We start from the raw sequence: 25869 nt of genomic DNA, 5'->3' as shown, positions 1-25869 counted from the left end.
TGCGGCTTCTACATCGCAACCGCGAACTACCACTATTCGCTGCGCAGTGTCGGGTGGACACCGGCGGCAACGAGACGTCGGCAAGCATCTCCTGGCTTACCTGCGGTGACCAGCCCCTCGCCCACCAGCACCGCGTCGGCGCCGTGGGAGGCGTAGTACCGAAGTTCCTCCGGCCCCTTGACACCGGACTCAGCGACCTTCACAACGTTGTCCGGCAGCATCGGGGCGAGGCGTTCGTACACGGTGAGGTCCACGTCGAGAGTCTTCAGGTTTCGGGCGTTGATGCCGAGAATCTTGGCGCCAGCGGCCTCGGCACACTCAACCTCTTCGGCGGTGTGTGCCTCAACCAGAGCATTCATGCCGAGCGATTCGGTGCGATCCAGCAGGGACTCCAGCGTCGGCTGATCCAACGCCGAGCACATCAGCAGTACCAAGTCGGCACCGTGCGCGCGGGCCTCGTGAACCTGGTACGGGGTGACAATGAAGTCCTTGCGCAGCACCGGAATGTTCACCGCGCGGCGCACGGCGTCGAGGTCGGCCAGCGAACCGCGGAAGCGGCGCTGCTCAGTCAGGCAGGAAACAACCGCAGCACCACCCTGCTCGTATTCTGCGGCCAAAACCTCCGGCGAAGGAATGTCAGCCAGCTCGCCCTTCGACGGCGAGGCACGCTTGACCTCTGCAATCACCTGCACGCCGGGCTTGGCCAGTGCCGCCACGGCATCAATCGGCGACGGTGCCTTTAGCGAGAGCTCCTTGATCTCCCGGTAGGAAATCTTGGCTTCCCGAGCAGCGAGATCTTCCCGCACACCTTCAATAATCTTGTCCAGAACGTTAGCCACGGCCTTACTCCTTATCCAGATCCGTAGGATCTACACCGGCATCCAAAGCATCCCACAGAACTCGACCCGACTGCGGGTCTTCCTCCAGATCCTCGGCAATACGCTGGCGGCGTACCTCCGGGGTCTCATACGCACTGGACTTCTGCTTCTTCACAGAACCCGGACGGCGCACTAGCAATACCGCCCCAACCAGCGCCAATGCACAACACAACAATGCCAAGGCCGGCCCCATAGCGTGCACTTCAATCGCAGCGACCTGCGCCCAGTCTGCCACAGTCACCGCATCACTGGCGCGCTGTGAGGCGCTTCCCGACGTCAACAAATCCAGTGCCCGCTGGGAATCCACACCGTTTTCTCCGCTAGCGAGCAGCGTCATCGGCGTCCACGAGGCCGCAATAGCGAGCAGCGCAGCGAGCACACCGACAATGCGGCGCCCCAGTGAACCCAAAATGGTAGTAGCAAACAGCGCAGCCACCAGCGCCAGCGCAATAGAGGTCAACTCTGGAGCCCAGACTGCACCCACCAAATCCGTGGTCGCCGGACCGGACTTATCATCGACCGTATCGACCGTCAGCCACGCACTTCGGCTGCACAACCACATTCCCGCCGCGGCCACACCGATGAGGCCACCGGAGAGCATCGTTGTCGACTTCATCGAAAACCTAGCTCCTTTCCGCTGGGACTAGTGTCTCAGCTGCCGCGACAGCTCGCAGCACAGCCGCGGCCTTGTTGCGGGTCTCTTCATCCTCAGCCACCGGGTCAGAATCACTGACAATTCCGCCACCGGCCTGAACGTAGACGATATCCCCCTTCTTCACACCTGTGCGGATGGCAATTGCCTGGTCAGTATTTCCCCGGAAGTCAAAATATCCAACAGTGCCACCATAAACACCTCGACGCGTGTCTTCGAACTTGTCGATGATGCTCAACGCGGAAGGCTTCGGCGCACCCGAGAGCGTTCCCGCCGGGAAGGTCGCCGCAAATGCGTCGACGGCCGTGGCGTCGCTGGAAAGCTCACCGGTGACCGTAGACACCAGGTGCATGACGTGACTGTAGCGCTCAATATGACGGAAGTCGTGGACAACTACACTGCCTGGGCGGCACACACGTCCGAGGTCATTACGGCCAAGGTCGACGAGCATCAGATGCTCGCTATTTTCCTTCTCGTCTGCCAACAGGTCAGCTTCCAGGGCATTGTCCTGCTCCACCGTGGCTCCGCGCGGGCGCGTGCCGGCAATGGGGTTGGTGATGACCTCACTTCCCTGGACCGCCACGAGTGATTCCGGGGAGGAACCGACAATTTGGAAAGCGGTATCGGAGAAGTCCTTGGTAGGAACATTGACCAGGAACATATACGGCGACGGATTGGAAACCCGCAGAATGCGGTAGATATCAAAGGCCGATGCCTGCGTGTCCATTTCGAACCGCTGCGAAAGCACAATCTGGAACGCATCGCCGGCGCGGATGTGCTCCTTACAGCGCTCAATGCGATCCATGTGGTCCGTGGCAGTGCGCTGACGGCGAATTACCGGCTCGGGGAAACTGACTTCCGCCGGTCGCAAAACAGATGGTTCCGACAGCCGCTCCACCATCGCATTGACACGATCACAGGCGGTGTCATACGCCTGGTCAATCCGCTCATCCGAGCCGTCCCAGTTGACGGCATTGGAGATCAGCCACAGCACACCCTCGTGGTGGTCAAAAGCAGCCAAATCTTCCACCAGCAGCTGCATGAGCTCCGGAATCTGCAAATCATTGTCAGTGGTATCCGGCAGCTGCGGCTCGATGTAGCGGACAATGTCATGCCCGAAGTAGCCAACGAGACCAGAGGTGAGCTTGGGTACCGAGGCATCGTCGGCAAGCGGAAGTTCCGTGTGCAGCAGCTGCAGCGTGCGACGCAGCGCATCCAGCGGATTTCCGCCCTCCGGCGCACCCGATGGCGCGTTGCCAATCCACGTGGCCTCCCCCGCATCATCCACCGTCAGTGCGGCGCGACTGCCGCAACCGATAAACGACCAGCGCGACCACGACTGCCCCACATCGGAGGACTCCAGCAAGAAAGTGCCGGGACAATCGGCCGCGAGCTTGCGGTAAGCCGACAGCGCCGTTTCGCCGTCCGCCAAAACCTTGCGAACCACGGGCACGACCCGATGGTGTGCAGCCAATTCGCGGAAGCGCTCACGCGTGGTCATGGTGATACGAGTCATAGCCGCTATTGTGCCACGCACCCCGGATTACACATCACTTAACCCCGGACTTCACTGGGGTCGGACACGTGCTTGACGACGAAAACCCCACCCCGGCAACCGAGATGGACTGCTTAGCCCTCGAACACGGGATGCACGTCAAAGCAGCTGTGCGAGCCGGTGTGGCATGCCGCACCGTCCTGCACCACCTGCATCAGTACGGTATCGCCATCGCAGTCCAGCGCCAGCGATGTCACTGTCTGGAAATGGCCACTAGTAAGCCCCTTGATCCAGTACTCCGACCGCGAGCGCGACCAGTAGGTGCCGCGCTTGGTAGCGATGGTGTACGCCAGGGCGTGGGAATCCATCCAGGCCATCATAAGCACGCGACCAGTGGATTCTTCCTGCACAATGGCGGGAATCAACCCGTCAGCATTGAACTTGGTGATCTTCTCGATGTCCTCGGGGAGCGTGTACTCCCGCGGATCATCTCCTGCACCGTGCGCTGCAGCGCCTGGGGCTAGACCTGTCACTGACGTACCTCGATTCCCTCACGCGCCATTTCTTCCTTGACCTCGGCGATGCTGACCTCGCCGAAGTGGAAAATGGACGCGGCCAAAACCGCGTTGGCACCGGCACGCACGGCTGGCGGGAAATGCTCCGCCTTACCCGCACCGCCAGAGGCAATCACCGGGACATCGACGGCAGCGCGGACCTTCTCCAGCAACTCCAGGTCGAAACCATCCTTGGTGCCGTCGCCATCCATGGAGTTCAGCAGAATTTCGCCGACACCAAGCTCCTCGCCGCGACGTGCCCACTCGACGGCGTCAATACCGGCCGAACGTGAACCGCCGTGCGTGGTGACCTCAAAGCCCGACGGCTGCGGTGTGCCCCCTTCGGGTACGCGTCGAGCATCCACCGACAGCACGACGCACTGCGCACCGAAACGACGCGACAGCTCGCTGAGTAGTTCCGGACGGGCAATCGCAGCGGTATTGACACTGACCTTGTCGGCACCGGCACGCAGCAGCTGGTCGACGTCCTCGACGCTGCGCACACCGCCACCGACAGTCAGCGGAATGAAGACCTCACTTGCGGTACGGCGCACCACGTCGAGCATGGTGCCGCGGCCATCCTTGGAAGCTGTGACGTCCAGGAAAGTCAGCTCGTCCGCGCCCTCCTCACCGTAGCGGCGGGCCAACTCCACCGGATCGCCAGCATCACGGAGGTTTTCAAAATTCACGCCCTTGACGACCCGCCCATTGTTGACATCCAGGCAGGGAATCACGCGTACTGCCAGAGACATAGTTTTTAAGTTCTCCTCGTGTTAGCTCAAAGTGTTAGCTCAAAGTTCTTGGCTCGGGGCATTAGCTCGGAGTGTGTGGGGGACAAAATCCCCCTTCCCGGATGTTGCTCACGTTCTAGCTCCGGAAAGTCTCCGGATGTCCCAGCTGATCAATAATCGACCGCAGCGTGGCATGGACATCTCGGGTACCCGCCAGCACGCCTACCGAATCATGCCTCCAGGGCTTGCCCGCCAGGTCCGTGACGACGCCTCCAGCTTCGGAAATCTGCAATACACCAGCTGCGTTATCCCACACATGCGGTGAGAAAGTCACGGTGCCACCGAAGGCTCCCATCGCGGTGGACCCCAGATCCACGCCGACAGAGCCGGTAATTCGAATCGTCGGATAGCGCTCGCCCACCTTTGACAGCAGCAATTGGCGCCACTTGCGGGGGAATGTGCCGTCGGTACTCGCTATGACAGACCCGAAAGCAATCGAAACCGGCCGGCCAGCCTCGGCGTCGATGTTGACGCGACGGCCGTTGACAAAGGTGCCGCTGCCTTTAGCTGCGGTAATACGGCGGCGCAGCAGCGGCATCGAGGTGATGCCGACCACCGGCTCCCCCTCATGCATGAGTGTGAGCAGCATGGCGCACAGCGGAAAGCCGTTGGAATAGTTCGTGGTGCCGTCAATCGGATCGATGACCCAGGCGGTGTGTTCCTCTGGGACCTTGCCGCCGAATTCCTCGCCATAGACAGGCAGACCGGAATACTGCGTCAAGAGCTTGCGTAGACGACGTTCAATTTCCAGGTCGGTCTCCGTCGCGAAATCCCCGCGCGGCTTCATGACGACCGGGTCTGCGCCCACGTGCTCCGTGAACAGGCCTTCGACCTCATCGAGCGCCGCTTCAGCAATAGCGAGCATCGCCCGCGGTTCCAGGGCATCCATACTTTTCTAAGTCCTTCATCCGCCGTCTCAGCCAGGGCGACGTTTCCTCGTTGACGCTTTCGCTTGACGACGTCTCCCCGGCCCCGGCCACGAAAGTGTCGTCTTTAGCCGCGGGCTACTGCCAGGGCTTCTTCCAGGGTGAAACGACCTGCGTAGAGTGCCTTGCCGACAATCGCGGAGTCGACGCCCTCATCGACCAGCTTGGCGATGGCCGCAATGTCGTCCAGGCTGCTGACACCACCTGAAGCGACGATTGGAGCATCGGTGGCCGCAGCGACATCACGCAACAGTTCCACATTCGGGCCCTGCAGGGTGCCATCCTTGGAAACATCGGTTACCACGAAACGAGATGCCCCCTGAGCATCCAGGCGCTCCAGCACCTCCCAGAGGTCACCGCCGTCGGAGACCCAACCGCGGCCACGCAGGCGCCACTGCCCCTCTTCGTTGAGTACGTCCAGGCCAATGGCCACACGGTCGCCGTAGTTGGCGATAACCTCGCGGCACCACTCCGGATTCTCCAGTGCGGCAGTGCCAATGTTGACACGAGCACAGCCGGTGGCCAGCGCAGCCTCGAGCGAAGCGTTGTCACGGATACCGCCGGAGAGCTCCACCTTCACGTCGAGCTTGCCCACGACGTCGGCAAGCAGGTCGTAGTTCGAACCGCGACCGAATGCGGCGTCGAGATCCACCAAGTGGATCCACTCAGCGCCTGCGTTCTGCCAGTTCATGGCCGCTTCCAGTGGTGCGCCGTAGGAAGTTTCAGTTCCAGCAGCACCCTGGACAAGGCGCACAGCCTGGCCGTCGGCTACGTCTACAGCGGGCAGCAGGGTCAAACTCATGGGGGCTCTACTCTCTTCGACTCTGAGCGTGGTGACGATTCCGACCCCACGCTTGTTGCTAGTTATCTCAGTATAGGTGGTCTAGGCGGCGAAATTTCGCCACCTACCAGGTAGTGCGGTTAGGGCAAATACTACCTACTGCTCGATTAGAGCGTGCCCACCCAGTTCTGCAGCAGCTTCAACCCAGCCTCGCCGGACTTCTCTGGGTGGAACTGCGTGGCCCACAGCGGACCATTTTCGATTGCTGCAATGAATCGATCGGATTCATGTGTGGACCAGGTCACCAGCGGTGGAGCGATGCGCGAATCGGTGTCGAGCTCCCACTTGCGCACTCCATAGGAGTGGACGAAGTAGAAGCGCTGATCTTCCAGCCCTTTAAACATCTTCGAACCTTCCGGCACGTCGACCGTATTCCAGCCCATGTGCGGCAGAATCGACGCTTCGAGGCGCTCGACAGTGCCTGGCCATTCACCACAGCCCGGCGTGCCGGTGACAGCTGCGGATGCGTCGGTCTCAGCCGCGTGGATACCGTCGGCGTACTCAACGCCGCGATCAAAGAGCACCTGCATACCGACGCAGATACCCATCACTGGTCGCCCACCTGCGAGCCGAGAGCCAATCAGACGCGGCCCTTGAACTCGATGCAGCCCCTCCATGCATGCGGCATAGGCGCCGACACCGGGAACGAGAAGACCATCGGCCTCCATCACGATGTTCGGGTCGGCGGTCACGATAACTTCAGCACCGGTAGTGGCCACAGCACGCTCAGCTGAACGCAAATTACCGGAGCCGTAATCAAGGATGGCGACGGTCGGGCTCTTCGTCGAAGGTGAGACTTGTTCCATGGTTGGCCATTCTAAGGCGCTGAGTATCAGCCTTTGCCATTTACCCCACGAAAGCTGACCAGCACAGGGAAAAGCGAAGCTATACAACAGCTGTGCAACAGCTACCCAACAGCTATGTAATCGCGAAATACTTTGGTAAACTCAAGGTTAACAACAGGTTAACTAGGTTATTGATTTATTCCTAAGTAGTCCATATTCCTTTCGTAGAGAGGCACTTACGCCATGACTACCGCATCCGTTCTCAACAAGTCTTTTGCCATCGTTCGCGAGGATCTTCACCGTCTCTATGGCGCGTCCTGCGATGCTGCGACCATCGATTCCATTCTCGACGATGTCATTGCGGAGCTCACCGACTCCGCCAAGGTGACCAACTTCCTGCCCGTTCTCGCCGAACGCGAGGCCACCGAACGCATCAAGGCCGCCAGCGGCTGCAAGGACTTCGCTCCTCGCCAAGAAATTCTCTTTGCCGATAACCGCGGTTCCGGTCGCAGCCAGATTGCCACTGCCCTGGCTTACCACCTGGCCGGGGATGAAGTCTTCATCCGCACCATCGGCCTAAACCCAGAGGACGGCTTGAACCCGCGCGTTATCGAGGCCCTTCATGACCGCGGCGTAGACACCTCACTGCTGACCCAGAAGACGATTACGCCCCGCGTTTCCCACCGCGCCGATGTGGTGGTGCTCATGGGCATCGACGAGACGCCAGCGGTCCCCGGCGACCGCTACGTGGAATGGGATATCGTCGATCCGGACGAGCTCGCCGACGATGAGCTGCAGTCGCTTATCGACGATATCGAGACCCGTCTGCGGGCCCTCCTTACCGAGATGAACGTCGCCGTCGCGTAACCCTACTTCTTCTTGCGCTCTCGCACCGTCAGGCGCGTCACCGCATTCTTAGCGGGGCGGGCAACACGCACAGCGGCCTCTGGCGTGTGACGCTTCACTGCGTCGCCCAGACGGCGCAGTGTAGCACGGGTGTTCTGATACTCCGCAACGCGATGCTTTCCGATGATTCGGTCAAGCACGGCCCCGATGAGACCAACCGCCAACAGCGCTGCAGCAAAGGCAAAGACTGCTGGGTATGGACGAAGTGCGGCAGCGGCAACAGCACCCAGCACAAACGAGCCGATACCGGTGCCAGAGTCAAACGACATATTCCAGAAAGCACTGGCCTCAGCGGTACGGTCACGTGGCAGTCGAGCGAACATCAGCAGCAGAGCCTCATTCTGAACGATGCCGAATCCTGCGCCATAGAATACAGCGGCAACCAGCAGGAACCAGGCCGACAGATCAAAGAGAATCAAGCCAGACATCATCAGCAGGCCAATAAAACCGCTAATCAATGCCGGGATTAGCAGCCTGCCAGCCTCGGATTTACGGTCCGCATAGATACCGGCGAAGTAACGGAACACCATCTGCGCGCCGCCGAGAACCGATAGCGCCAGACCAGCGACGATTGCGCCAGAAACCGCATCTACTTCGCGAGCCGCCGGCGCGAGGAATGCGGAAATGCCACCGAAGCCCATAGCAATCGTGCTGATTGCAATCGCGGGAATAGCCACCAGCTTCCAGGTAGCAACGTGCTCGACCGGGCTCGGCTGTGTCGCGGCAGTTCCAGGAACAGGGTCGCCAACGTCTTCCTTGCCGCCCTTGCCTTCCTTTGGCGCCGGCTTAATCTTCGGGATGAACAGTGCCATCAGCGAACCAACCAGCGAAATGACAGCACCCAAAATATAGACCGGAACGTACGAGCCGGTCTTGTCCGCAATGATGAGACCCAGCGGCAAGAAGATGAGCTCAGACAGACCAACGGCAACACCAAGCGCACCGGAGGCCTTCCCCAGGAACTTCAGTGGCACAAGCTCTGCAATCAATGCGGACTCGGCGACAGTCAACGCACCGAAGCCCATACCGCGGAGAACCGCAATGATTAGTACCAAAGCAGCATCGGTGCCGAACATGTGCAGAATCGTCGGCAAGCCCAGGAACAATCCCGAAATCAGCATGGTCATTCCGTAGCCAACACGTCGACACATGCGCGGGGTCTGCGTCTGTGTGAGGACGGTGGCGGCCATGAAGATACCGGTGTAGGCACCGGCGAGTGAGGTTCCGCCACCGTCGTCAAGAATTGCCTGCGGAATGACAGGCATGAGGAGTGACCAGCCACCGAAGGCGGCCATCACGGCGACTAGCGTAGGTACTAGTCCGGGCGCTTTCCACATGCTGTCCAGTTCGTCTAACTGCCTGCGGTCCATCACCCGGGACGCCATTTACTCCATCACTCCAATCAACCACAAAATCGCGCCGGCGAGCGCAATCACAGATAAGAGCCCGAGGATAATTGTTCCAACCCTCGATCCGGACTTATAGAGTGACCATGTTCCGCCCACCAGCAGACCAGCGACAATGAACAAAAAATAAGTGCTTAGCGTCGATGCGGTAGACACCTGCGCTAGAAGCACGTCTACAGACGTTGTTACCATCGTTTCCTCTAAAATGCCAGCTAAGGCGGATTTTTACTGTTACCTACTGTGGCGACTAACTCGCCTACTGCAGCTGACTACTACAACTGCCTGCTACAGGGTTCCCTTCGTCGACGGCACACCGTGGACTCGCGGGTCGTCCTCGACAGCCGCGCGCAGCGCGCGGGCAACGGCCTTGTACTCGGCTTCGGTGATGTGGTGCGGGTCGCGGCCATAGAGGCAGCGAACATGCAGGGCAATGCGGGCGTTGAGAGCAAAGGACTCGAAAAAGTGCTCGTTGATGACAGTCGCATAGTGGCCACCAATGACGGCGGTCAGCATCTGCTCCGGCTCCCCAGTGCCAACGAAATATGGGCGACCAGACACGTCAACCACTGCGTGCGCCAGGGTTTCATCCATCGGGATATAGCAGTCACCGAAGCGGCGAATGCCGGACTTATCCCCCAACGCCTGGGCGAAGGCCTGGCCCATCACAATGCCGGTATCCTCCACCGTGTGATGCGCATCAACCTCGGTGTCGCCGTTGGCGTGCACCGTCAGATCGAAACTGCCGTGGGAGCCGAAAGCGGTCAACATGTGATCGAAGAACGGCAGACCTGTCGAAATATCGGTCTTGCCGGTGCCATCGAGATTCACCGAGCAGACGATGCTCGATTCGCGGGTGGCGCGCTCAACACGGCCAACGCGCTCAGGGCGCTCGGCCTCCAGATGGTCCTTATCACTGGCGTGCATAAGTCAGATTTCTCCTTGTAGTGGGGATCTACCAGCGCAATTGGCTGGTCCAGCAGCATGTCCGCTCAAGCCAGCGCGGTCGCCGCCAACTTTTTAGCAGCTGCCAGCAGCGCATCATTTTCGCTGGGCAGACCAATAGTGGCACGCAGACGACCGGGCACGCCAACATCGCGAATGAGTACCCCCTCGTCCAGGAAGCTCTGCCATGCCGTCGGGGCATCTGCAAAACGACCGAAGAAGACGAAGTTCGAGTACGAGTCAATCACGTCGTAGCCATAGCTGTTCAGGGCGGCGACGACGCGGTCCCGCTCGTCGGCAAGCTTTGCGACGGTCGACAGCGTCGCATCCGAGTGGCGAAGTGCAACCGTGGCAGCGGCCTGAGTCAGCGTCGACAGGTGGTATGGCAGACGCACAAGCATCACAGCATCAATGAATGCCGGATTGGCGACAAAGTAGCCGAGGCGGCCGCCTGCGAAGTCGAAAGCCTTGCTCATCGTGCGGGAGACGACCAGCTTCGACGGGAACTCAGCCAGCAGCGTTGTCGCCGACGGCTCCTCAGTGAACTCGGCGTAAGCCTCGTCGACGATGACGATGCCCGGCGCGGCTTCAATAATGCGGCGCAAGTCAGCGAGCGTGGTCAGGTTGCCGGTCGGGTTGTTCGGCGTGGTGATGAAGATGACATCCGGTCGGTGCTCGGCAATTGCCGCGAGTGCACTGTCCATGTCGATGTCGAAGGTCTCCGGGTTGCGATTGATGCCGATGAACTCCGTCTGCGTGCCGGACGAGAGGATTGGGTGCATCGAGTAGCTGGGGACAAAGCCCATCGCGCTGCGTCCCGGCCCGCCGAATGCCTGCAGCAGCTGCTGGAGAATTTCATTGGAGCCGTTGGCGGCCCACACCTGGTCGACCGTGACTTCTACACCGGTCTGTCGGGTGACATAGTCGGCTAGTGCGGTGCGCAGTGCTACTGCGTCGCGGTCTGGGTAGCGGTTGAGGTCAGAGGCTACCTTCTCCGCTTCCGCGACCAGGTCGGCGATGAGGTCATCGGATGGCGGGTACGGGTTTTCGTTGGTGTTCAGGCGAACATCGACGTCGAGCTGCGGGGCACCGTAGGCTTCCTCACCGCGGAGCTCGTCGCGCAGCGGCAAATCTGCCAGTGCCAATTTTTCTACCGACGGCTGCGCCTGGTTGTCGGACTGCGCCTGCTTGTCAGACTGGTTGCTCATTAGTTGTCGTTCCCCTTTGCTGCACCATCGTCCTCGGAGTCCAGGAGCGTCTCAAAACGGGCGCGAATCGCCTCGCCGTGAGCTGGCAGTCGTTCTTCATTGGCCAAAGTGACCACGCTGTCGGCAACTTCCTTCAGCGCGGCCTCGTCGTAGTCAACCATGTGGACCGACTTCAAGAAGGTGTGGGTGGACAGGCCAGAGGCGTGGCGGGCGGTACCGGAGGTCGGCAACACGTGGTTAGAGCCAGCCGAGTAATCGCCCAGCGGAACCGGCGAGAAGCGTCCGATGAAGATTGCACCAGCGTTGGTAATGCGCTCAGCATCGGCGGCAGCGTTTTCGGTGTGGATCTCCAGGTGTTCAGCGGCGTAAGCATCTGCAACCTGGACACCGATATTCATGTCGTCGACAAGCACGATGCCAGACTGCGTGCCGGTGAGCGCCTCACGGACGCGGTCGGCGTTCATGGTGACCTCGTAGCGGTTTTCGACCTCGCGGTCGACGGTGGCGGCGAAATCAGCGTCATCGGTGATGAGCACGCTGGCGGCCATGACATCGTGCTCTGCTTGGGAAATCAGGTCGTAGGCGACGGAGACCGGGTCAGCGGTGTTGTCGGCGAGAATGGCAATCTCGGTCGGACCGGCCTCGGCATCGATGCCGACGACCGAGCGGCACAGGCGCTTGGCGGCGGTGACGAAGATATTGCCCGGGCCGGTGACCATGTCGACCGGTTCGAGGTTCTCGTTTTCATCGCCGTAAGCGAGCAGGGCTACGGCCTGTGCACCGCCGACGGCCCAGACCTCGGTCACGCCGAGCAGCTTGCAGGCAGCCAGAATGGTCGGGTGCGGCCAGCCGTCGTTGTCAGCCTGCGGCGGAGAGGCGACGACGAGGGACTCCACACCAGCTTCCTGAGCTGGGATGACGTTCATCAATACCGACGACGGGTAGACGGCATTGCCGCCGGGCACGTAAAGGCCGACACGGGAAACCGGAATCCACTTCTCGCGGACAGTACCGCCGGGGAGGATTTCAACAGTCTTGTCATTCGGCTTCTGAGCAGCGTGGAAGGCGCGTACACGCTGGATGGACTCCTGCAGAGCAGAGCGAACATCGTCTTCCAGCGCGCCTTCCGCGGCGTCGATGACCTCGGCAGGCACCCGCATGGATGCCGGCCGGATTCCGTCGAACTTCTCGGAGTACTCCATCGCCGCGTCCACACCGCGCGCTGCCACGTCATCGACAACGGGCTTGACCGTGGGAATCATCGAATCAACATCCGCCGCCCCACGGGGCAACACCCGACGCAGAGTGGCGGTGGTGGGAGTCTGACCGCGAAGATCAATAGTGGACAACATAATTACTTAGTAACCGCCTATTCGCACGATGGATTCATACGTGAGTACTTCGGGGCAACACAGAAATGGCAACAAAGCGGTAAAAATCTGGGTTAAAGCCAGAGACTTTATCCACTGGATTCGCTACTATTCGCCCTCAAAGGCACCCGCGAGTATGAACTAAGCATATCTTTCCCGCGTAGGGTTCATACCGATTGCCCCATTTAACCCCTCATACTGTGGTGCAGTTTTTCCTCCCACAGTGACCTATTACAGTGTTGGGGAAAGTAGAAACACGTCGTAGAAAGGCCAGCTGTTGAACCAGAACGGAAACAGCCCGGATTTGCCGGAGCTCGTCGCAGCCTACGCGGATGCGGCCGCGGCCGACAATTCCCTGGTCACGCGTCAACTGGAATCAGTTTTCGCGCATCATTTCTACGACCCGAAGCTCTTCTCCGCTCCGGAAGCCCATGGCGTTACCAAGCACGTAGGCGCGTTCTACCGCCTTGCCCGTGAGGTCACTGAATCTCTTGGAATGATGACGGCGGCTCACGATGCCGCTATGAATTGGATGGTCTGGGCCTCCGATAACGACAATGTCCCGGAGTATTGGCGTGCTCGGGCGCGACTGGCCGCCGACGAAGCCCGCCGCTACACCACCTTTATCGCTGACGGCCCCACCTCCGCTGCCGCCGAGTCAGAGATTCCGCTAATCGCACGCATGAGCAGGGAAATCACTTCGTACCGGGCACTCGTGCTTGCCGACGACCTGGATGCCCCAACTGGTAGTCACAGTGCGGTAACCGAGGATGGGATTGGGCCGCGATTGCAGGAAACGTCGGCAAGTGATGAAGCGGATGAGCCTTTTAGCCCCCGCCAATGGAAGAAGCGTGCGGCACTGACGGATGCACTAATCCGGGTTGCCAGTGCCTTGCGGATAGTCAACCGCGAGGACTTGGCACGCGACCTGCATGAGATGATTCGTCAGCTTCCAAACGAGGATAAATTTGAGTCGATTGCGCTGGCAAAGACGCTGACTGAAGCATCGCTACTGCATCGGGCCGGAAAAGTCGTCGATGCGGCACGGCTTTGCTCCTCGCAACTCAACGTAATCGGCGAGCAATCAGTGATTGCAGGCCTTGAGCTGCGACAGAATTTGGCTCGGTACTCGATAGAAACCGGCAATAGCGATACCGCGTTCCGAATGCTGTCGAACAACATCGCAGTTGCCAACCAACACCAACTCGACACTGACCATATTCTCGCGGTTCGAGAGATGGCCGACATCAACTTCGAGGTGGCACACAACAAACCCGGCGCCGAAGAGATGCTGAAACTAACTCAGCGCGCTCAAGATGTGTCGGCAGATTACCCTGACTGCGAAGTCACCATGGAAATCGCGCTGCTAAAGGCAACGGCGCTTTATGAGCTTGGAGATTTCCGCAATGCCGGCCATGAGGCAGAAACGGTGGCAAAGTGGTCTGAGCCCACTCAGGATTCCGCGCGCACTGATTTTTCCTGTGCTATCGCGGCGGAATCGGCAATTCACGAGGGAAATACTGAACATGCTGCGGTGCTCTTCGACGCCCTGGCCGATATTCGCGCCGGGTACTCGTCCCCGATTTCACCTGCAGAAACCCTGATGGATGCCGCGCTCTCCCTCAGTAACGTCGGCGCCGAGAGCGAGCTAACCGACCATCTGATGGAGCGCTCGCGCGGTTACGTCGTTGGGTCTTGGGAATCGGCCAAGTGGCACGAGGCCCAGGCGCTACTGTGCTGGGCCGTTTGGGACAACGACGGGGTGTACAAATACGCCGACGAGGCTGCCGAACTTTTCTTAGAAGCCCATGCCCCTGCCGATGCCGCACGCACCCTGACCATTGCCGTGCGCGCTGCCGTAAGCGATAACAACTATGACTGCGCCCGCAAATTCGCGATTCGTATCGGCGACTTGGTAGGCCCAGACCATCCGGTACGCGATGAAGTTCGCGACCTAATGAGGACTCTGACGAACCGCGATTAGAAGCGCACTGGGGATAATGTAAAACCGTAGTCGCCATCAGTTTTGCATCTTTCCGATGCCACGGGCGAGAATAGCCCAATGGTGTGGTGGGAAGAAGAAAACTCTGAATCCGGAATCCGAGCTGATGGTGAGGCTCTTAGCTTCCCGCCGCTGCCGACTCCGTTGAAGAAATTGCCGGACTCTCTACCGGAGTTGCTGGCCGCCTCTCGCACAGCCGGTGCCACCCTCGACCACGTCACCAGTTGGCGTGCTGTCACCACGTTCGCCCGCACGCACTGGTTGGCCGATGCGCCAACAGACTCCCCCGATGTCATTGGCGAGTTCCACGCACTCAGACACGCAGTTGCCGACCAGCTGGAATTGGTCGAAGAAGCCGCCGCCGCACGAGCCGAATGGTTACGCTGGGCTACCGAGGCCAACATCCGCCCCGCGATTCTGCACGCTCGCTCATACGGAGCCTTTGCCGAAGCTGAGGCCTTCATCGACGCAAACCCGGGTGATGCCATCACCGGTCGCCGTCCCGAGGATTCCGAAATTCCCGAGCTAATTAGCCTTACCAAGGAAATCATCGCCACCACTCCCCAACCCGGCGAGGCCTATTACTACCTGGTCGGCGCTGCTGTCGCCGGTGCTGCCGCATCACTGGCGCGCCGGGCCGAAATTGCAGGTCAGCTCTCTGAGTGGTCTGCTCGTTGGGCCCCAAAACGCAGTAGTTTCGATGACCGGAAACTGCTGCAGGCGCAGCTCGCGCACAGCCGTGGTGAGCTACGCAAGGCCGCCCGCATCACCGCCGGTGTTGCGGCAGCCCCACAGTCAGAGCCTGTCACCACCACGATTGAAGCCCGCCAGTTCTTGGCTTTCCTCTCGCTGGAAGCCGGCGAGGAGGCGGAGGCTATCCGTCAGCTTCGTCCAATTGTGCAGGCTGGTCTCGACGCGGATCTCACTGTCGCAGTGCTTCGCAGCGTACGTCTACTCTGCGCACTTCTCAACGCCCACGGCGAGTTCGCGGAATCCGCCGAGATTGCCCGCCGCGCACTCGCCAGCGCCGAGGGAATGCCGGTCAACCCCATCACGATGGATATTCAGCTCGTTTTGGCCCGCAGTCTGCTCGATGCCGGCGAGATTGACGAGGCACTGCGCTGTGCCGAGCCGGTTGCCCACTGGTCAGCGTTTACCGCCGATGAAGAACGCACTGATGCCGCATTCTCCATTGCTGCCACGGCTGCGGGACTCGGCAACAATCCGCGCCATGCCGCAAAGCTACTCATCGAACACGGTGAACACCTTGAGCGCAGTGGCGACACCAAGGGCGCCTCCAAGGCCTACCGCCAGGCTGCGCGTTCCATCATTCATGTCATTGACCTGGTCATTTCCACCGAAGAGTCCGATGACATCGATGGCTGTGGCGATTTCGACGTCAATTTCACCGCCGAAATCGTCTCCGAGGACGCTTCTGCCACCATCGACCACACGCTCAGCGAAGCCGAGGACCTTCTGCTGCGTTCCCAGAAGCTCATCTCCGACGACTGGTCACTCGCCGACTGGCACGACGATGCCGCTTACGTCTTCTATTCCGCCGGTCGCGACACGTTGGCCATCGACCACGTCGAAGCTGCCGCCGAGGGCTACCTCCAGTCCGGCGATGGCGAAGAAGCTGCCCGCGCGCTCTTGGCAGGTGTTCGCTACCGTCTCGACGCCGGCGATACCGACGGTGCCGCGGCCTATGCCCGGCGCGTCGAAGAGCTTCTGCCCCGCGACGTGTGGGAGGGGCATCCTGTTCTCGATGCACTCGACGTCATTATCATTCAGTCGCTTGACGACGGTTACTAGCGCCCCGCCCACTTCGGTGCTGTCGGTGGCACAAAGTAGAGTGTTAAGCCATGACTACTTCTGGTGATTCCGCGACTTCTAGCCCGCAGCAGCTTTTCGACGCCGCCACGGCATTGGCTGAGGAAAACAACCTCTGGGAAGCGGCACTAACCCTGATGCAGGGCTTCGAGGAGCTCGGCGACAAAGCTGATGCTCCGCAGACGGACAGCTTGGGTCGCCCCATCCGTGGCTCGGCACCAAAGCTGATGGACAAGGCCGCGGACTGGTTGGATTTGCTGGATAACTTGGAAAAGGACGGCTTCGAACCGACCGAGGCCACTCCCCCGCGCCACCTGCGCTGGGCAATGTGGCACACCTTGAACGGCCAGGCGGAAATTCGTCGAGGCCACCAGGGGCGTGCCATCGACCACCTGGAGTTGGCTGCGGGACTTTTTCAGTCCGACAAGCTCAATATCCAGGCAGTCCCGTTGCTTGCGCAGATTGCTGAGTGCCACCTGCACTTGGGCGATGTCGGTGCCGCGGAGAAGGCACTCTACCGCGCGCAGGAAACCTGCGATGAACCGTCACGGGCGCGCTGGGGAGCAGCTCTGAGCGAGATTGGCGCGGAAATCGCCCGTCGTCTGTAGCCCCCGTCGCCTGTAGTCAGAGCCACGAAGCGATACCGGGGCTGAATCAGTTACTGCTCGTCGAAGTCGAGTCCGACATCGAAGACTTTGGCTGAGTGGGTCAGCGCGCCCACAGCCAGGTAGTCGACACCACAGGATGCGTATTCACGCGCCACATCGATGGTCAGCCCGCCGGAGGACTCCAGCTGTGTTGCCGGCGAAACCTGCGAGCGGCGTTGCACCGCGATCTGAGTTTCCCAGACCTCGAAGTTGTCCAGCATGACGATGTCCGGCTTCATCGGCAGGATCTCATCGAGCTGCGCCAGCGTATCGACTTCCACCTCACACGGCAGCTCCGGATACTGAGCGCGCACCTTCTTCAGCGCACCCGACACCGAGCCAACGGCCACCACGTGGTTGTCCTTAATCAGGGCCTCATCACCCAATGCGTAGCGATGGTTGATACCACCACCGCAGGTCACCGCATACTTTTCCAGGTTACGCAGGCCCGGCAATGTCTTCCGAGAGTCACGCACCCGCGCACCGGTGCCGACAATCGCGTCGGCCCACTGGCGCGTCGCAGTGGCCACACCACTGGCGTGCGTGAGGATATTCAGCATCGTGCGCTCGGCAGTCAGCAGTCCCCGAGTCGGCGCAGAAATCGTTGCCAGAACTGTGCCGGGATGCACCAGGGTGCCGTCTTCCACGTGCTTTTCGACGGTGAACTCACCTGCGATGACCTCCTGCAGCGTCCACTCGACCGCATCGATAGCCGCAATAACGCCCTCTTGGCGGGCCACCAGGCGAGCGCGCGCCTGCGCAGATGCCGCGACCGTCGATAGCGAGGTCACATCTGGCCCGAAGCTCATATCCTCCTGCAGCGCGGTCCGAATGAGGCCACGGGTGATGTTTTCATTCAGCACTCCGCGCAGCGTGTCCTTCTCACAAGTCATAGTTAGCTAATCCTCGTCCTTTTCAAACCAAGTGTGGCACCCCAAAGTATATGGCCGCGCCAATGCTGCTTCGACTACTTTCCTTGCTGCCACAACCTGAACCGATTGCGGGAGCCGGTCGACAACCGCCAACGCCTGTCGCAAACTCTGCTCATTGCGCGTCACCCCAGCGCCTTCCTGCATTGCAGTCTGCAATTGGAAAAGCTGCCGTGGTTCCAGCTCCGGGCGTAGCTGCGGCAGGTTCTCAATCGCCGCCGCAAACTCCTCGTCCCCGGCCGGTGCAACGCCTGCTTCGGCGACTTTTTCAGCCACGCGTTTGCCAACGACCAATCCCTCCAGCAACGAATTGGATGCCAACCTGTTGGCACCGTGGAGTCCCGTCGCGGAGCACTCGCCGGCTGCAAAGAGGCCTGGCACGGTGGTGGCACCGAACGGATCGACCGCAATGCCACCACAGGTGTAGTGGACCGCCGGGGCCACCGGGATGAGCTCCTTAGTCGGATCAATCTCCGCTGCGGTCAAACCCGCTGTGATCGTCGGAAAGCGGGTGGCGAAATTGTCGATGTGACGTGCATCGAGGAAGACGTGATCCTCGCCGAGTTCGCGCATGCGGGTCGCGATAGCGCGTGAGACAATGTCACGCGGAGCCAGGTCACCGCGGGGGTCAACGCCCTCGGTCACACTGTTGCCGCGCGAGTCGACGAGAATGGCTCCCTCACCGCGAACAGCTTCGCTAATGAGATGCCTGCGACCGGTGCCGTCTGCTGCTGAGCGCTCGTCATAGAGCACGGTCGGGTGGAACTGGATAAATTCCATGTCCCGAATCTCCGCACGGGCGTCGGAGGCCATACCAATGGCTTCGCCACGGGCACCGGAGGGAGCCGTGGTCGCACGGTAAATATGGCCGACCCCGCCAGTAGCCAGCAGGGTTGCGCCTGCACGAATAGCGCCGCCACCACGGGGATCCGCTACCAAAGCGCCCAGCACACGGCCGTCTTTACCAACGATGAGCTGGCGGGCTGTGGCGTTTTGCAGCACTCGCACACCAGTGACAGATGCCTCTAGCGCACGCTCGATTTCGGCACCGGTGGCGTCACCACCGGCATGAATGATGCGGCGCGCGTGATGCCCGCCCTCTTTGGTGCGGGAATAGACGGCTGGGTTATCCGGTGCTGGGTCGAATGTGGCACCCAGCCCAATCAGCCACTCGGTCGTAGCGGCACCGGCGCGGATGATGGAAGCCACGGCCTCTTCATCGCAGTGTCCGGCACCGGCATCGAGAGTGTCCGCGATATGGGAATCGGTGGTGTCGTCGAACCCATTGGCCACATGGCCGCTGGGGTCGTCGTCAAGCCCGACGACGGCGAGCCCGCCCTGGGCGAGATTCGTGGCAGCGTCGGCGAAACGTAGCTGTTTGCGGGCACCGACGCGCCACTCGACGCTGTCGATGACCAACACGTCTAGGCCGAGCTCAATGGCTCGGCGCGCAGCACTGAGCCCTGCGACTCCCCCGCCGATGACCAGGAGGTCACACGTTAATGTCCAACTGTCGAATGACGGGCGTAGACCAAACGTGTTACTCGCCCCCGCCTGGATTTCCGATAGCAATCATGCGCTCGACCGAGGCGCGTGCCTTGTCGGCGACCTCGGGATCGACATCGACTTCGTCGGTGCCTTCAACGAGGCAGCGCAGCAGTGCCGCCGGAGTGATGAGCTTCATGTAGGAGCAGGAAGCGCGGTCGTTGACCGGCTCGAAGTCGACGTCAGGAGCAGCCTTGCGCAGCTGGTGGAGCATGCCCACTTCAGTGGCCACAAGAACCTTGCTGTTGGGCTTAGCATCCTTCAGCTTCTGCGCTTCGGTCAGCATCTCGCCAGTGGAGAGCATCTGCACGCGCTCCGGCTCGATGGTGCCCTCACCTGCGAGGTAAATCGCCGAGTTCGCGCAACCGCACTCCGGGTGAATGAACAGCTGCGAATCGGCGTTCTCCTCCGCGCGGTGCGCGAGTTCCTCACCGTTGATGTTGGCGTGAACGTGGCACTCGCCAGCCCATGCCTTGATGTTGTCGCGGCCGGTCTCACGGCGAACGTGTGCGCCGAGGAACTGATCCGGGTTGAACAGGATCTCCTGGTCTTCCGGGATGGACTTGACCACGTCGACGGCGTTGGATGAAGTACAGCAGATGTCGGTCAGAGCCTTCACGTCTGCGGTGGTATTGACGTAGCTGACGACCAGCGCGCCCGGGTTCTCAGCCTTCCACTCGGCCAACTCGTCGGCGGTGATGGAGTCCGCCAGGGAGCAGCCAGCGCGCTCGTCCGGGATGAGGACGGTCTTCTCCGGGCTCAGAATCTTGGCGGTTTCCGCCATGAAGTGGACACCACAAAAGACGATGACGTCGGCATCGGTTTCCGCAGCAATGCGGGAAAGCCCCAGGGAGTCACCGGTGTAATCGGCGATATCCTGAATCTCCGGCAGCTGGTAGTTGTGCGCGAGGATTACGGCATTGCGTTCGCGGGCGAGGCGCTTGATCTCCTGCGCCCACTGCTCATCTGCGACCACGCCACCGTAGCGGCCATCTTTATCGACGACAGATGCGTACAGATCCGATTCAAGGCGCGGCAGGCTGGAAGCATGAGCATTGGCCGCAGGGCTGGTATTCACGGAAAACTACGTCCTTACTTCAATGGGCTGTGGCTACGACCGAAAACAACGTCGTCACCGTTACCGATGACAGTTCCCGGAGGCATTCGCAGCGGACTCAAACGGGCAAGTGCAAGAGACCTAAGCTCGTCGCGGAATATCGAAAAAGCCCCTAAAACGGGGCGAATACCGACATCGAGGACGAACCTATTTTCCAAAATTGTAAGGCTTGTATAAGCCTATTTCCCAATAACTACCCCTGTTCAGTAGAAACAGTGCTTTACGACGGCTCCAGCGACCAGGCCTCACGGTCTCACTTAGTGGCCGAATCTGGGGTCGTATCCGGTGCTGTACCGGCCGCCGCTGCGGCACCGTCTGTGCCATTGTTCATCTCTGTGGCATCTGCCGCAGAGCTGTCGTTGCCCTCCGCGAAGTCCTCTTGAAACAGCACCCGCGACCACAGCGCGAGCATCGCTACCAGCGGTGCGACCAACAACGCCACATAGGCTGTGAAGTCAGGAATTACCGAGAGCATTTCACCTGGCATCAATGCCGACAAATCCGGCTGCCGCAATGTCGCAACAGACTGGCCGACGATATACGTCACAGCCGAGCTCATCAACGCGGAAAACCCAGCCCACCCCATTGCGGTAAGCATCTGCACCGGGGAGGTAATCGGACGCTTTCGGAACGCAGCAATTCCCAGCGCTAACCCGCTAACTGCGGTGACAGCTACAAACCAGAGCATCCCGATGAAACCTGCATCGACCGTTTCTTGGACCACGGCTAGCTGATCGTTGTCCAAGATTTGCACTTGCTGCATTGGTCGCAGGAAGGCCCAGGCCAAACCAGCAATCGTTCCTGTTACAACGGAAAAAAGAACAATACCCGAGGCCATTGCCACGCTCTTCTTCTCAACGTGTGGGACTCGGGTATTTTTCACAGTCATAGTTGACTAATTTACCTCACGGCGCATATTCAAAACCAGAATGCCTAGCAGCACCCAGATACTACCGATACTTCTTAGCGCTGCTCCAACATAACCGAGTCGACTTCGCCATGACGCGAACACTGTGCAGTCCAACCGTCCGGACGCACCTGCACCACCATGCGCCGCCCACAGAGCTGGCAGAACCGAGGCGCCTCCAGCCCCGCCTTGGCCCCGTAGGAGCGTTCGCGCACTTCACCAGATTCAAGGTCGGCACCGGTAAACGGATCGAACTTGGGCTCATCCCCCAGCACCATCGCCTGCAGCAGCTCGGTGGAGTCGACTTTTTTCTTCCTCCGCGCGACGCTCGGGTTAGATGTCCGCGTGCTAGACGGTTGCATTGAGAGCCTTAATGGGAAGTCGCACCTTGCCGAGCATGTCCAGGTCCTGCTCGGCCGGGCGGCCAAGTGTGGTCAGGTAGTTGCCGACAATGACAGCGTTGATGCCACCAAGCAGGCCCTGTTCTGCGCCCAGATCACCAAGGGTGAGCTCACGGCCACCAGCGAAACGCAGGATGGTCTTCGGCAGTGCCAGGCGGAAGGCCCCGATGGCACGCAGGGCGTCCTTGGCCGGCATTGGCTCGCGACCAGCGAACGGGGTGCCCGGGCGCGGGTCAAGAAAGTTCATCGGAACCTCAGTCGGATTGAGAGCCGCCAGGTCCTGAGCAAACTCAGCACGCTGCTCAAGGGTCTCCCCCATGCCCAAGATGCCACCACAGCAGACCTCCATGCCTGCCTCGCCAACCATGCGCAGGGTGTCATGGCGCTCTTCCCAGGTGTGAGTGGTAACAACCTGCGGGAAGTAGCTCTTGGCAGTCTCGAGGTTGTGGTTGTAGCGGTGAATACCCGCCTTTGCCAGGCGGTCTACCTGCTCCTGCGTCAAGATTCCCATGGATGCGGCAACGTTGATATCAACCTCTGCCTGAATAGCGGCAACTGCCTGCTCCATCTGGCTGAGAAGTCGCTCGTCCGGACCCTTGACTGCAGCGACAATGCAGAACTCAGTAGCGCCCGACTTTGCAGTCTGCTTGGCGGCATCGACCAGCGCCGGAATGTCCAGCCATGCCGAACGCACTGGGGACTCAAAGAGGCCCGACTGCGAGCAGAAGTGGCAGTCCTCTGGGCAACCGCCGGTCTTCAGCGAGATGATGCCTTCGACCTCAACCTCTTCGCCGCACCACTTCAGGCGTACCTCGTGAGCCAGCGCCAGCAAATCCTCAATGCTGTCGTCATCGAGGTTGAGAACAGCCAAGGTCTCCTCGTAATTCAGTCCTTCGCCGCGACCGAGCACCTTTTCCCGGGCGAGTTCCAAAATGTCCTGCTGCTGTTGAGTCATGGGGGTGACGCTCCTTGAGACTGGGGATAGAACTTGAACAGTGTTTTACAAATTGTTCAGTTCTCAAACTTAATACCGCATTCTCCGATTGTCGAACAAGGTTCAATTCCCGTCGTGTCGCGGGCTTTTGCCCTGCCTTTCAACCCAAGCCTCCTTCCAGATATTTACCCTTTCGTCTACGGTAGGCAGTGTGCAATTGACCAAGGAAATCATTGTCGACGCAGCTCTTACCATCCTCAACGAGTACGGTCTTGGCGATCTCACAATCCGCCGCCTGACTCGTCACTTGGGCACCGCCGCCGGCGCAATGTACTGGCACTACCCTTCTAAGCAGGCACTGCTCGGCGCCGTCGCGGACCGCATCCTGGCTCCCTGCACCGAGTTTTCCCCCACAGGCGACTGGCGTGCCGACACCGAAGCCATTGCCGAGTTGCTCTACTCCTGCCTCACTGCTCATCGCGATGGCGCAGAGGTCGTCTCCGCCGCACTCGCCACAGGCACCGCCAAGGTTCGCCCCGAGCAATTGCTTGCCGACGTCCTGGAGAATGCACCCGAAGTTTCTACCGGCATCAAATCAGCGGCTGATACCGCCTCCGTCCTCGTCTATTTCATCCTCGGAGCGACAGTCGACCAGCAAACGGCCAGTGCGCTAACTTTAAACGTCGACAAGGGCACCGTCGGCAAGGATAAAGCCGCCAGCACGGGCCCTCAAGCCAATAATGACGCCGGGACCGGTGAGGGCAATGAGAACGAGACAGCTCCTGAATACTTGGCTGAAAAAGCCAAAGAGCTCGGCCGCCAGCGCATTGCACTGGGAACCGAGCTCTTTATCGCGGGGATTGCAGCGATTGCTAAATAGCGGGGCTAGCGGCGAACTCGCGCACTAGAGCACCAGAGCTGCCACCCAACCAGCTGCCAGCAGCGGCAGGTTGAAGTGCAGGAAGGTCGGAATAACCGAATCGCGAATGTGGTCGTGCTGCCCATCGGCATTGAGCCCCATCGTCGGGCCGAGGGTCGAGTCCGATGCCGGCGAACCCGCATCACCGAGGGCACCTGCAGTACCGATGATGGCAACGGTAGCCATCGGAGAAAAGCCCAGCGATAGGCACAGCGGCACGTAGATGATGGAGATAATCGGCAGCGTCGAGAAGGACGAACCGATACCCATCGTGACCACCAGACCAACGACCAGCATGGCAAATGCAGCAGCTGGTTTGTTACCTGCAAACAGGTCTGCGGTGGCGGTCACCAGCGGCTCGACCTGACCAGATTCCGACATCACAGAGGCGAAGCCCTGCGCGGAAATCATGATAAAGCCGATCAGGGCCATCATCTTCATACCAGCGGTGAAGACGTCGTCGGCTTCACGCCAGCGCACGGCACCGGTGAGCATGAAGATTGCCAGACCAGTGAGCGCACCAATCAGCAGAGGATCTGCGTCGGTGTCCATGGAGTTCATCACAATCTGAACAACGAAGGTCACCACAATTGCGACGAGAGCGACGATGACCCGATACTTCGACACCGGTTCATCAGACTGCGATTCCGTATGCGAGGACTCTGCGATTGGCAGGTCTTCGTAATGCCGTGGCTTCCGGTAGGAGAAGAAGACGGCAATGGCCAGACCGGTCAGCATACCGAGAGCCGGGATACCCATCGTGGCCATGATGTTGATATCGGAGACATCAAGACCGGCCTTTTCGATGTTACCCAGCAAAATGTCGTTCAGGAAGATAGCACCGAATCCGACCGGAACCCACATGTACGTGGTGATCAAACCGAAGGTCATCACGCTGGTCATCATTCGGCGGTCGATGTTGAGACGGTTAAAGACCGGCAACAATGGCGGGATAATCAGTGGAATAAAAGCAATGTGAACCGGAATCAGGTTCTGCGACATGATGGCCATGGTCAAAATACCGGCGACCATGCCCCACTTAGTCCATGCCTCTGCTTTAGATTTGGTGCCTTCATCCTCTGCACCGATCTTAGCAATCAGCCAGTCAGCCAGCAGTTTAGGCAAACCAGAGGATGCCACAGCCATAGCGAAGGCACCCAGCATGGCATAGCTCAGGGCGATTTTGGCGCCACCAGAGAGACCTTCCTGGAAGGCCACCATGGTTGCATCAAGCCCCATGCCGGCGGAAAGTCCGCCGACCAAAGCGCCGATAAACAGCGCAAGCACAACGTGTACCCGGCAGACCGCCAGGATTAGCATCACCAAAACGGCGAGAAGAACGGCATTCATAAGGAAAATATTAAGGCAACCTTAAGTATTTCCAGCAACCGGGGCTAGTAATATTTCACCCCAAAACATTTCACCCCGGCTAATGCCGCACGAATGCAACTGGGCCACATGCGCGACCGAGTTTGCGCTAGTCGATTGAGACGAGCCCCTGTCCTCCCTGCACCGCATCGCCGACTTCAACATGAATGGCGCCGACGGTACCGGCGTTCGGTGCCGTAATCTCGGTTTCCATCTTCATGGCCTCGAGGATGAGCAGCACCTCCCCTGCCTCAATCGCCTGGCCTTCCTCGACCAAAATCTTGCTGACCGAACCCGCCAGCGGAGCTACCACCGAATTGGCGGAGACACCGGAGACACTGGCGGTGGCCGGCTCGACAGAGGCGCTGGACGATCCACCCAGAACGATGGGCGAAAGGCGCTTTGGTTCCTCAACCACTTCAACATCGACATCGTAGGCAATGCCGCCTACGGTCACTTTCAATTTCATGGCTCAACAATCCTTTACTAAGCAAAAAGTCAATGAGTCGGACTCAA

General features: G+C 60.0%; 25 protein-coding genes. 5 read left to right on the top strand and 20 right to left on the bottom strand.

What is annotated here, in order from left to right:
- Positions 1 to 32: 32 nt before the first annotated feature.
- From trpC to hisH, 8 genes are all read right to left on the bottom strand, one after another.
- Positions 33 to 839 carry an indole-3-glycerol phosphate synthase TrpC gene (gene trpC, locus Q0U90_RS07255; RefSeq protein WP_297453023.1) on the bottom strand — a complete coding sequence of 269 codons (807 nt, stop codon included), beginning with the start codon at positions 837 to 839 and terminating at the stop codon, positions 33 to 35.
- A 4-nt stretch (positions 840 to 843) separates the two neighbouring features.
- A complete protein-coding gene (locus tag Q0U90_RS07250; RefSeq protein ID WP_297453021.1) occupies positions 844 to 1494 on the bottom strand; it encodes a TIGR02234 family membrane protein in 651 nt (216 codons plus the stop codon).
- Between the two features lie 7 nt (positions 1495 to 1501).
- Positions 1502 to 3046, bottom strand: a complete 1545-nt coding sequence (locus tag Q0U90_RS07245; RefSeq protein ID WP_297453019.1) for an anthranilate synthase component I — start codon at positions 3044 to 3046, stop codon at positions 1502 to 1504.
- 113 nt (positions 3047 to 3159) lie between these two features.
- Positions 3160 to 3558 (bottom strand): phosphoribosyl-AMP cyclohydrolase, encoded by a 399-nt coding sequence (hisI, locus tag Q0U90_RS07240; RefSeq protein ID WP_297453017.1) that lies wholly within the window; start codon positions 3556 to 3558, stop codon positions 3160 to 3162.
- The gene (gene hisF / locus Q0U90_RS07235; RefSeq protein ID WP_005510401.1) at positions 3555 to 4331 is read right to left on the bottom strand and encodes an imidazole glycerol phosphate synthase subunit HisF; all 777 of its coding nucleotides are present in this window, start codon (positions 4329 to 4331) and stop codon (positions 3555 to 3557) included. Before hisF ends, hisI begins: the two co-directional genes overlap by 4 nt.
- 115 nt (positions 4332 to 4446) lie before the next feature.
- The gene (locus Q0U90_RS07230; RefSeq protein WP_297453015.1) at positions 4447 to 5259 is read right to left on the bottom strand and encodes an inositol monophosphatase; all 813 of its coding nucleotides are present in this window, start codon (positions 5257 to 5259) and stop codon (positions 4447 to 4449) included.
- Positions 5260 to 5363: 104 nt separating this feature from the next.
- On the bottom strand, positions 5364 to 6098 hold the full coding sequence (gene priA, locus Q0U90_RS07225; protein WP_297453012.1) for a bifunctional 1-(5-phosphoribosyl)-5-((5-phosphoribosylamino)methylideneamino)imidazole-4-carboxamide isomerase/phosphoribosylanthranilate isomerase PriA: 735 nt from the start codon (positions 6096 to 6098) through the stop codon (positions 5364 to 5366).
- Positions 6099 to 6244: 146 nt separating this feature from the next.
- Positions 6245 to 6943, bottom strand: coding sequence for an imidazole glycerol phosphate synthase subunit HisH (hisH, locus tag Q0U90_RS07220; RefSeq protein ID WP_297453010.1), 699 nt, complete (start codon positions 6941 to 6943; stop codon positions 6245 to 6247).
- A gap of 222 nt (positions 6944 to 7165) precedes the next feature.
- Between hisH and Q0U90_RS07215 the strand changes: the two genes are divergently transcribed.
- Entirely contained in the window at positions 7166 to 7789 is a 624-nt protein-coding gene (locus Q0U90_RS07215; RefSeq protein WP_297453008.1) for a three-helix bundle dimerization domain-containing protein, read from the top strand.
- Positions 7790 to 7791: 2 nt separating this feature from the next.
- On the opposite strand, the gene Q0U90_RS07210 is transcribed toward Q0U90_RS07215, so the two are convergent.
- From Q0U90_RS07210 to hisD, 4 genes are all read right to left on the bottom strand, one after another.
- Entirely contained in the window at positions 7792 to 9213 is a 1422-nt protein-coding gene (locus tag Q0U90_RS07210; protein ID WP_297453006.1) for an MFS transporter, read from the bottom strand.
- 306 nt (positions 9214 to 9519) lie between these two features.
- Entirely contained in the window at positions 9520 to 10158 is a 639-nt protein-coding gene (hisB, locus tag Q0U90_RS07205; protein ID WP_048758286.1) for an imidazoleglycerol-phosphate dehydratase HisB, read from the bottom strand.
- 65 nt (positions 10159 to 10223) lie between these two features.
- Positions 10224 to 11384 carry a histidinol-phosphate transaminase gene (locus tag Q0U90_RS07200; protein WP_297453002.1) on the bottom strand — a complete coding sequence of 387 codons (1161 nt, stop codon included), beginning with the start codon at positions 11382 to 11384 and terminating at the stop codon, positions 10224 to 10226.
- Positions 11384 to 12736 (bottom strand): histidinol dehydrogenase, encoded by a 1353-nt coding sequence (hisD, locus tag Q0U90_RS07195; protein WP_297453000.1) that lies wholly within the window; start codon positions 12734 to 12736, stop codon positions 11384 to 11386. The genes Q0U90_RS07200 and hisD overlap by 1 nt, the downstream gene beginning before the upstream one ends.
- Before the next feature lie 295 nt (positions 12737 to 13031).
- On the opposite strand from hisD, the gene Q0U90_RS07190 reads away from it, so the two are divergent.
- From Q0U90_RS07190 to Q0U90_RS07180, 3 genes are all read left to right on the top strand, one after another.
- Positions 13032 to 14738: a hypothetical protein gene (locus Q0U90_RS07190; RefSeq protein WP_297452999.1), complete on the top strand. Its 1707-nt coding sequence runs from the start codon at positions 13032 to 13034 to the stop codon at positions 14736 to 14738.
- Positions 14739 to 14816: 78 nt separating this feature from the next.
- Positions 14817 to 16568 (top strand): hypothetical protein, encoded by a 1752-nt coding sequence (locus Q0U90_RS07185; protein ID WP_297452997.1) that lies wholly within the window; start codon positions 14817 to 14819, stop codon positions 16566 to 16568.
- Between the two features lie 50 nt (positions 16569 to 16618).
- Positions 16619 to 17194: a hypothetical protein gene (locus Q0U90_RS07180; protein WP_297452996.1), complete on the top strand. Its 576-nt coding sequence runs from the start codon at positions 16619 to 16621 to the stop codon at positions 17192 to 17194.
- Positions 17195 to 17244: 50 nt separating this feature from the next.
- On the opposite strand, the gene nadC is transcribed toward Q0U90_RS07180, so the two are convergent.
- The 6 genes from nadC to bioB all read right to left on the bottom strand — a co-directional run bounded on the left by nadC (position 17245) and on the right by bioB (position 23087).
- The gene (nadC, locus tag Q0U90_RS07175; protein ID WP_297452994.1) at positions 17245 to 18126 is read right to left on the bottom strand and encodes a carboxylating nicotinate-nucleotide diphosphorylase; all 882 of its coding nucleotides are present in this window, start codon (positions 18124 to 18126) and stop codon (positions 17245 to 17247) included.
- A gap of 6 nt (positions 18127 to 18132) precedes the next feature.
- Positions 18133 to 19734, bottom strand: coding sequence for an L-aspartate oxidase (gene nadB / locus Q0U90_RS07170; RefSeq protein ID WP_297452992.1), 1602 nt, complete (start codon positions 19732 to 19734; stop codon positions 18133 to 18135).
- Positions 19703 to 20725, bottom strand: a complete 1023-nt coding sequence (gene nadA / locus Q0U90_RS07165) for a quinolinate synthase NadA (RefSeq protein ID WP_297453039.1) — start codon at positions 20723 to 20725, stop codon at positions 19703 to 19705. Before nadA ends, nadB begins: the two co-directional genes overlap by 32 nt.
- 352 nt (positions 20726 to 21077) lie before the next feature.
- Positions 21078 to 21713 carry a hypothetical protein gene (locus Q0U90_RS07160; RefSeq protein ID WP_297452990.1) on the bottom strand — a complete coding sequence of 212 codons (636 nt, stop codon included), beginning with the start codon at positions 21711 to 21713 and terminating at the stop codon, positions 21078 to 21080.
- Between the two features lie 74 nt (positions 21714 to 21787).
- Positions 21788 to 22009, bottom strand: coding sequence for a hypothetical protein (locus Q0U90_RS07155; protein ID WP_297453037.1), 222 nt, complete (start codon positions 22007 to 22009; stop codon positions 21788 to 21790).
- Positions 22010 to 22079: 70 nt separating this feature from the next.
- A complete protein-coding gene (gene bioB / locus Q0U90_RS07150) occupies positions 22080 to 23087 on the bottom strand; it encodes a biotin synthase BioB (protein WP_297452989.1) in 1008 nt (335 codons plus the stop codon).
- A 190-nt stretch (positions 23088 to 23277) separates the two neighbouring features.
- On the opposite strand from bioB, the gene Q0U90_RS07145 reads away from it, so the two are divergent.
- Positions 23278 to 23946 carry a TetR family transcriptional regulator gene (locus tag Q0U90_RS07145; RefSeq protein WP_297452987.1) on the top strand — a complete coding sequence of 223 codons (669 nt, stop codon included), beginning with the start codon at positions 23278 to 23280 and terminating at the stop codon, positions 23944 to 23946.
- A gap of 24 nt (positions 23947 to 23970) precedes the next feature.
- Here Q0U90_RS07145 and Q0U90_RS07140 read toward each other — a convergent pair whose 3' ends face one another.
- Both Q0U90_RS07140 and Q0U90_RS07135 read right to left on the bottom strand, forming a co-directional pair.
- Entirely contained in the window at positions 23971 to 25335 is a 1365-nt protein-coding gene (locus tag Q0U90_RS07140) for a Na+/H+ antiporter NhaC family protein (RefSeq protein WP_297452985.1), read from the bottom strand.
- A 127-nt stretch (positions 25336 to 25462) separates the two neighbouring features.
- Complete coding sequence (locus Q0U90_RS07135; protein WP_297452983.1) at positions 25463 to 25822, bottom strand: biotin/lipoyl-containing protein; 360 nt, start codon at positions 25820 to 25822, stop codon at positions 25463 to 25465.
- Positions 25823 to 25869: the final 47 nt, after the last annotated feature.

It is taken from the genome of uncultured Corynebacterium sp., assembly GCF_946998835.1.
In the GTDB taxonomy this organism is placed as follows: Bacteria; Actinomycetota; Actinomycetes; order Mycobacteriales; family Mycobacteriaceae; genus Corynebacterium.
Note: the sequence above shows the minus strand (reverse complement) of the source record. Positions and strands in the feature narration are given on the sequence as shown.

What these genes read in the sequence shown, in the direction of transcription:
- Q0U90_RS07230 (WP_297453015.1), bottom strand. Translation starts at nt 5,259, where the DNA reads ATGGATGCCCTGGAACCGCGGGCGATGCTCGCTATTGCTGAAGCGGCG.
- Q0U90_RS07245 (WP_297453019.1), bottom strand. Translation starts at nt 3,046, where the DNA reads ATGACTCGTATCACCATGACCACGCGTGAGCGCTTCCGCGAATTGGCT.
- Q0U90_RS07210 (WP_297453006.1), bottom strand. Translation starts at nt 9,213, where the DNA reads ATGGCGTCCCGGGTGATGGACCGCAGGCAGTTAGACGAACTGGACAGC.
- priA (WP_297453012.1), bottom strand. Translation starts at nt 6,098, where the DNA reads ATGAGTTTGACCCTGCTGCCCGCTGTAGACGTAGCCGACGGCCAGGCT.
- hisD (WP_297453000.1), bottom strand. Translation starts at nt 12,736, where the DNA reads ATGTTGTCCACTATTGATCTTCGCGGTCAGACTCCCACCACCGCCACT.
- Q0U90_RS07180 (WP_297452996.1), top strand. Translation starts at nt 16,619, where the DNA reads ATGACTACTTCTGGTGATTCCGCGACTTCTAGCCCGCAGCAGCTTTTC.
- hisB (WP_048758286.1), bottom strand. Translation starts at nt 10,158, where the DNA reads ATGCACGCCAGTGATAAGGACCATCTGGAGGCCGAGCGCCCTGAGCGC.
- Q0U90_RS07140 (WP_297452985.1), bottom strand. Translation starts at nt 25,335, where the DNA reads ATGAATGCCGTTCTTCTCGCCGTTTTGGTGATGCTAATCCTGGCGGTC.
- Q0U90_RS07250 (WP_297453021.1), bottom strand. Translation starts at nt 1,494, where the DNA reads ATGAAGTCGACAACGATGCTCTCCGGTGGCCTCATCGGTGTGGCCGCG.
- Q0U90_RS07200 (WP_297453002.1), bottom strand. Translation starts at nt 11,384, where the DNA reads ATGAGCAACCAGTCTGACAAGCAGGCGCAGTCCGACAACCAGGCGCAG.
- hisH (WP_297453010.1), bottom strand. Translation starts at nt 6,943, where the DNA reads ATGGAACAAGTCTCACCTTCGACGAAGAGCCCGACCGTCGCCATCCTT.
- nadC (WP_297452994.1), bottom strand. Translation starts at nt 18,126, where the DNA reads ATGACTTGTGAGAAGGACACGCTGCGCGGAGTGCTGAATGAAAACATC.
- bioB (WP_297452989.1), bottom strand. Translation starts at nt 23,087, where the DNA reads ATGACTCAACAGCAGCAGGACATTTTGGAACTCGCCCGGGAAAAGGTG.
- Q0U90_RS07160 (WP_297452990.1), bottom strand. Translation starts at nt 21,713, where the DNA reads ATGACTGTGAAAAATACCCGAGTCCCACACGTTGAGAAGAAGAGCGTG.
- hisF (WP_005510401.1), bottom strand. Translation starts at nt 4,331, where the DNA reads ATGTCTCTGGCAGTACGCGTGATTCCCTGCCTGGATGTCAACAATGGG.
- Q0U90_RS07155 (WP_297453037.1), bottom strand. Translation starts at nt 22,009, where the DNA reads ATGGTGCTGGGGGATGAGCCCAAGTTCGATCCGTTTACCGGTGCCGAC.
- Q0U90_RS07215 (WP_297453008.1), top strand. Translation starts at nt 7,166, where the DNA reads ATGACTACCGCATCCGTTCTCAACAAGTCTTTTGCCATCGTTCGCGAG.
- Q0U90_RS07185 (WP_297452997.1), top strand. Translation starts at nt 14,817, where the DNA reads ATGGTGTGGTGGGAAGAAGAAAACTCTGAATCCGGAATCCGAGCTGAT.
- Q0U90_RS07135 (WP_297452983.1), bottom strand. Translation starts at nt 25,822, where the DNA reads ATGAAATTGAAAGTGACCGTAGGCGGCATTGCCTACGATGTCGATGTT.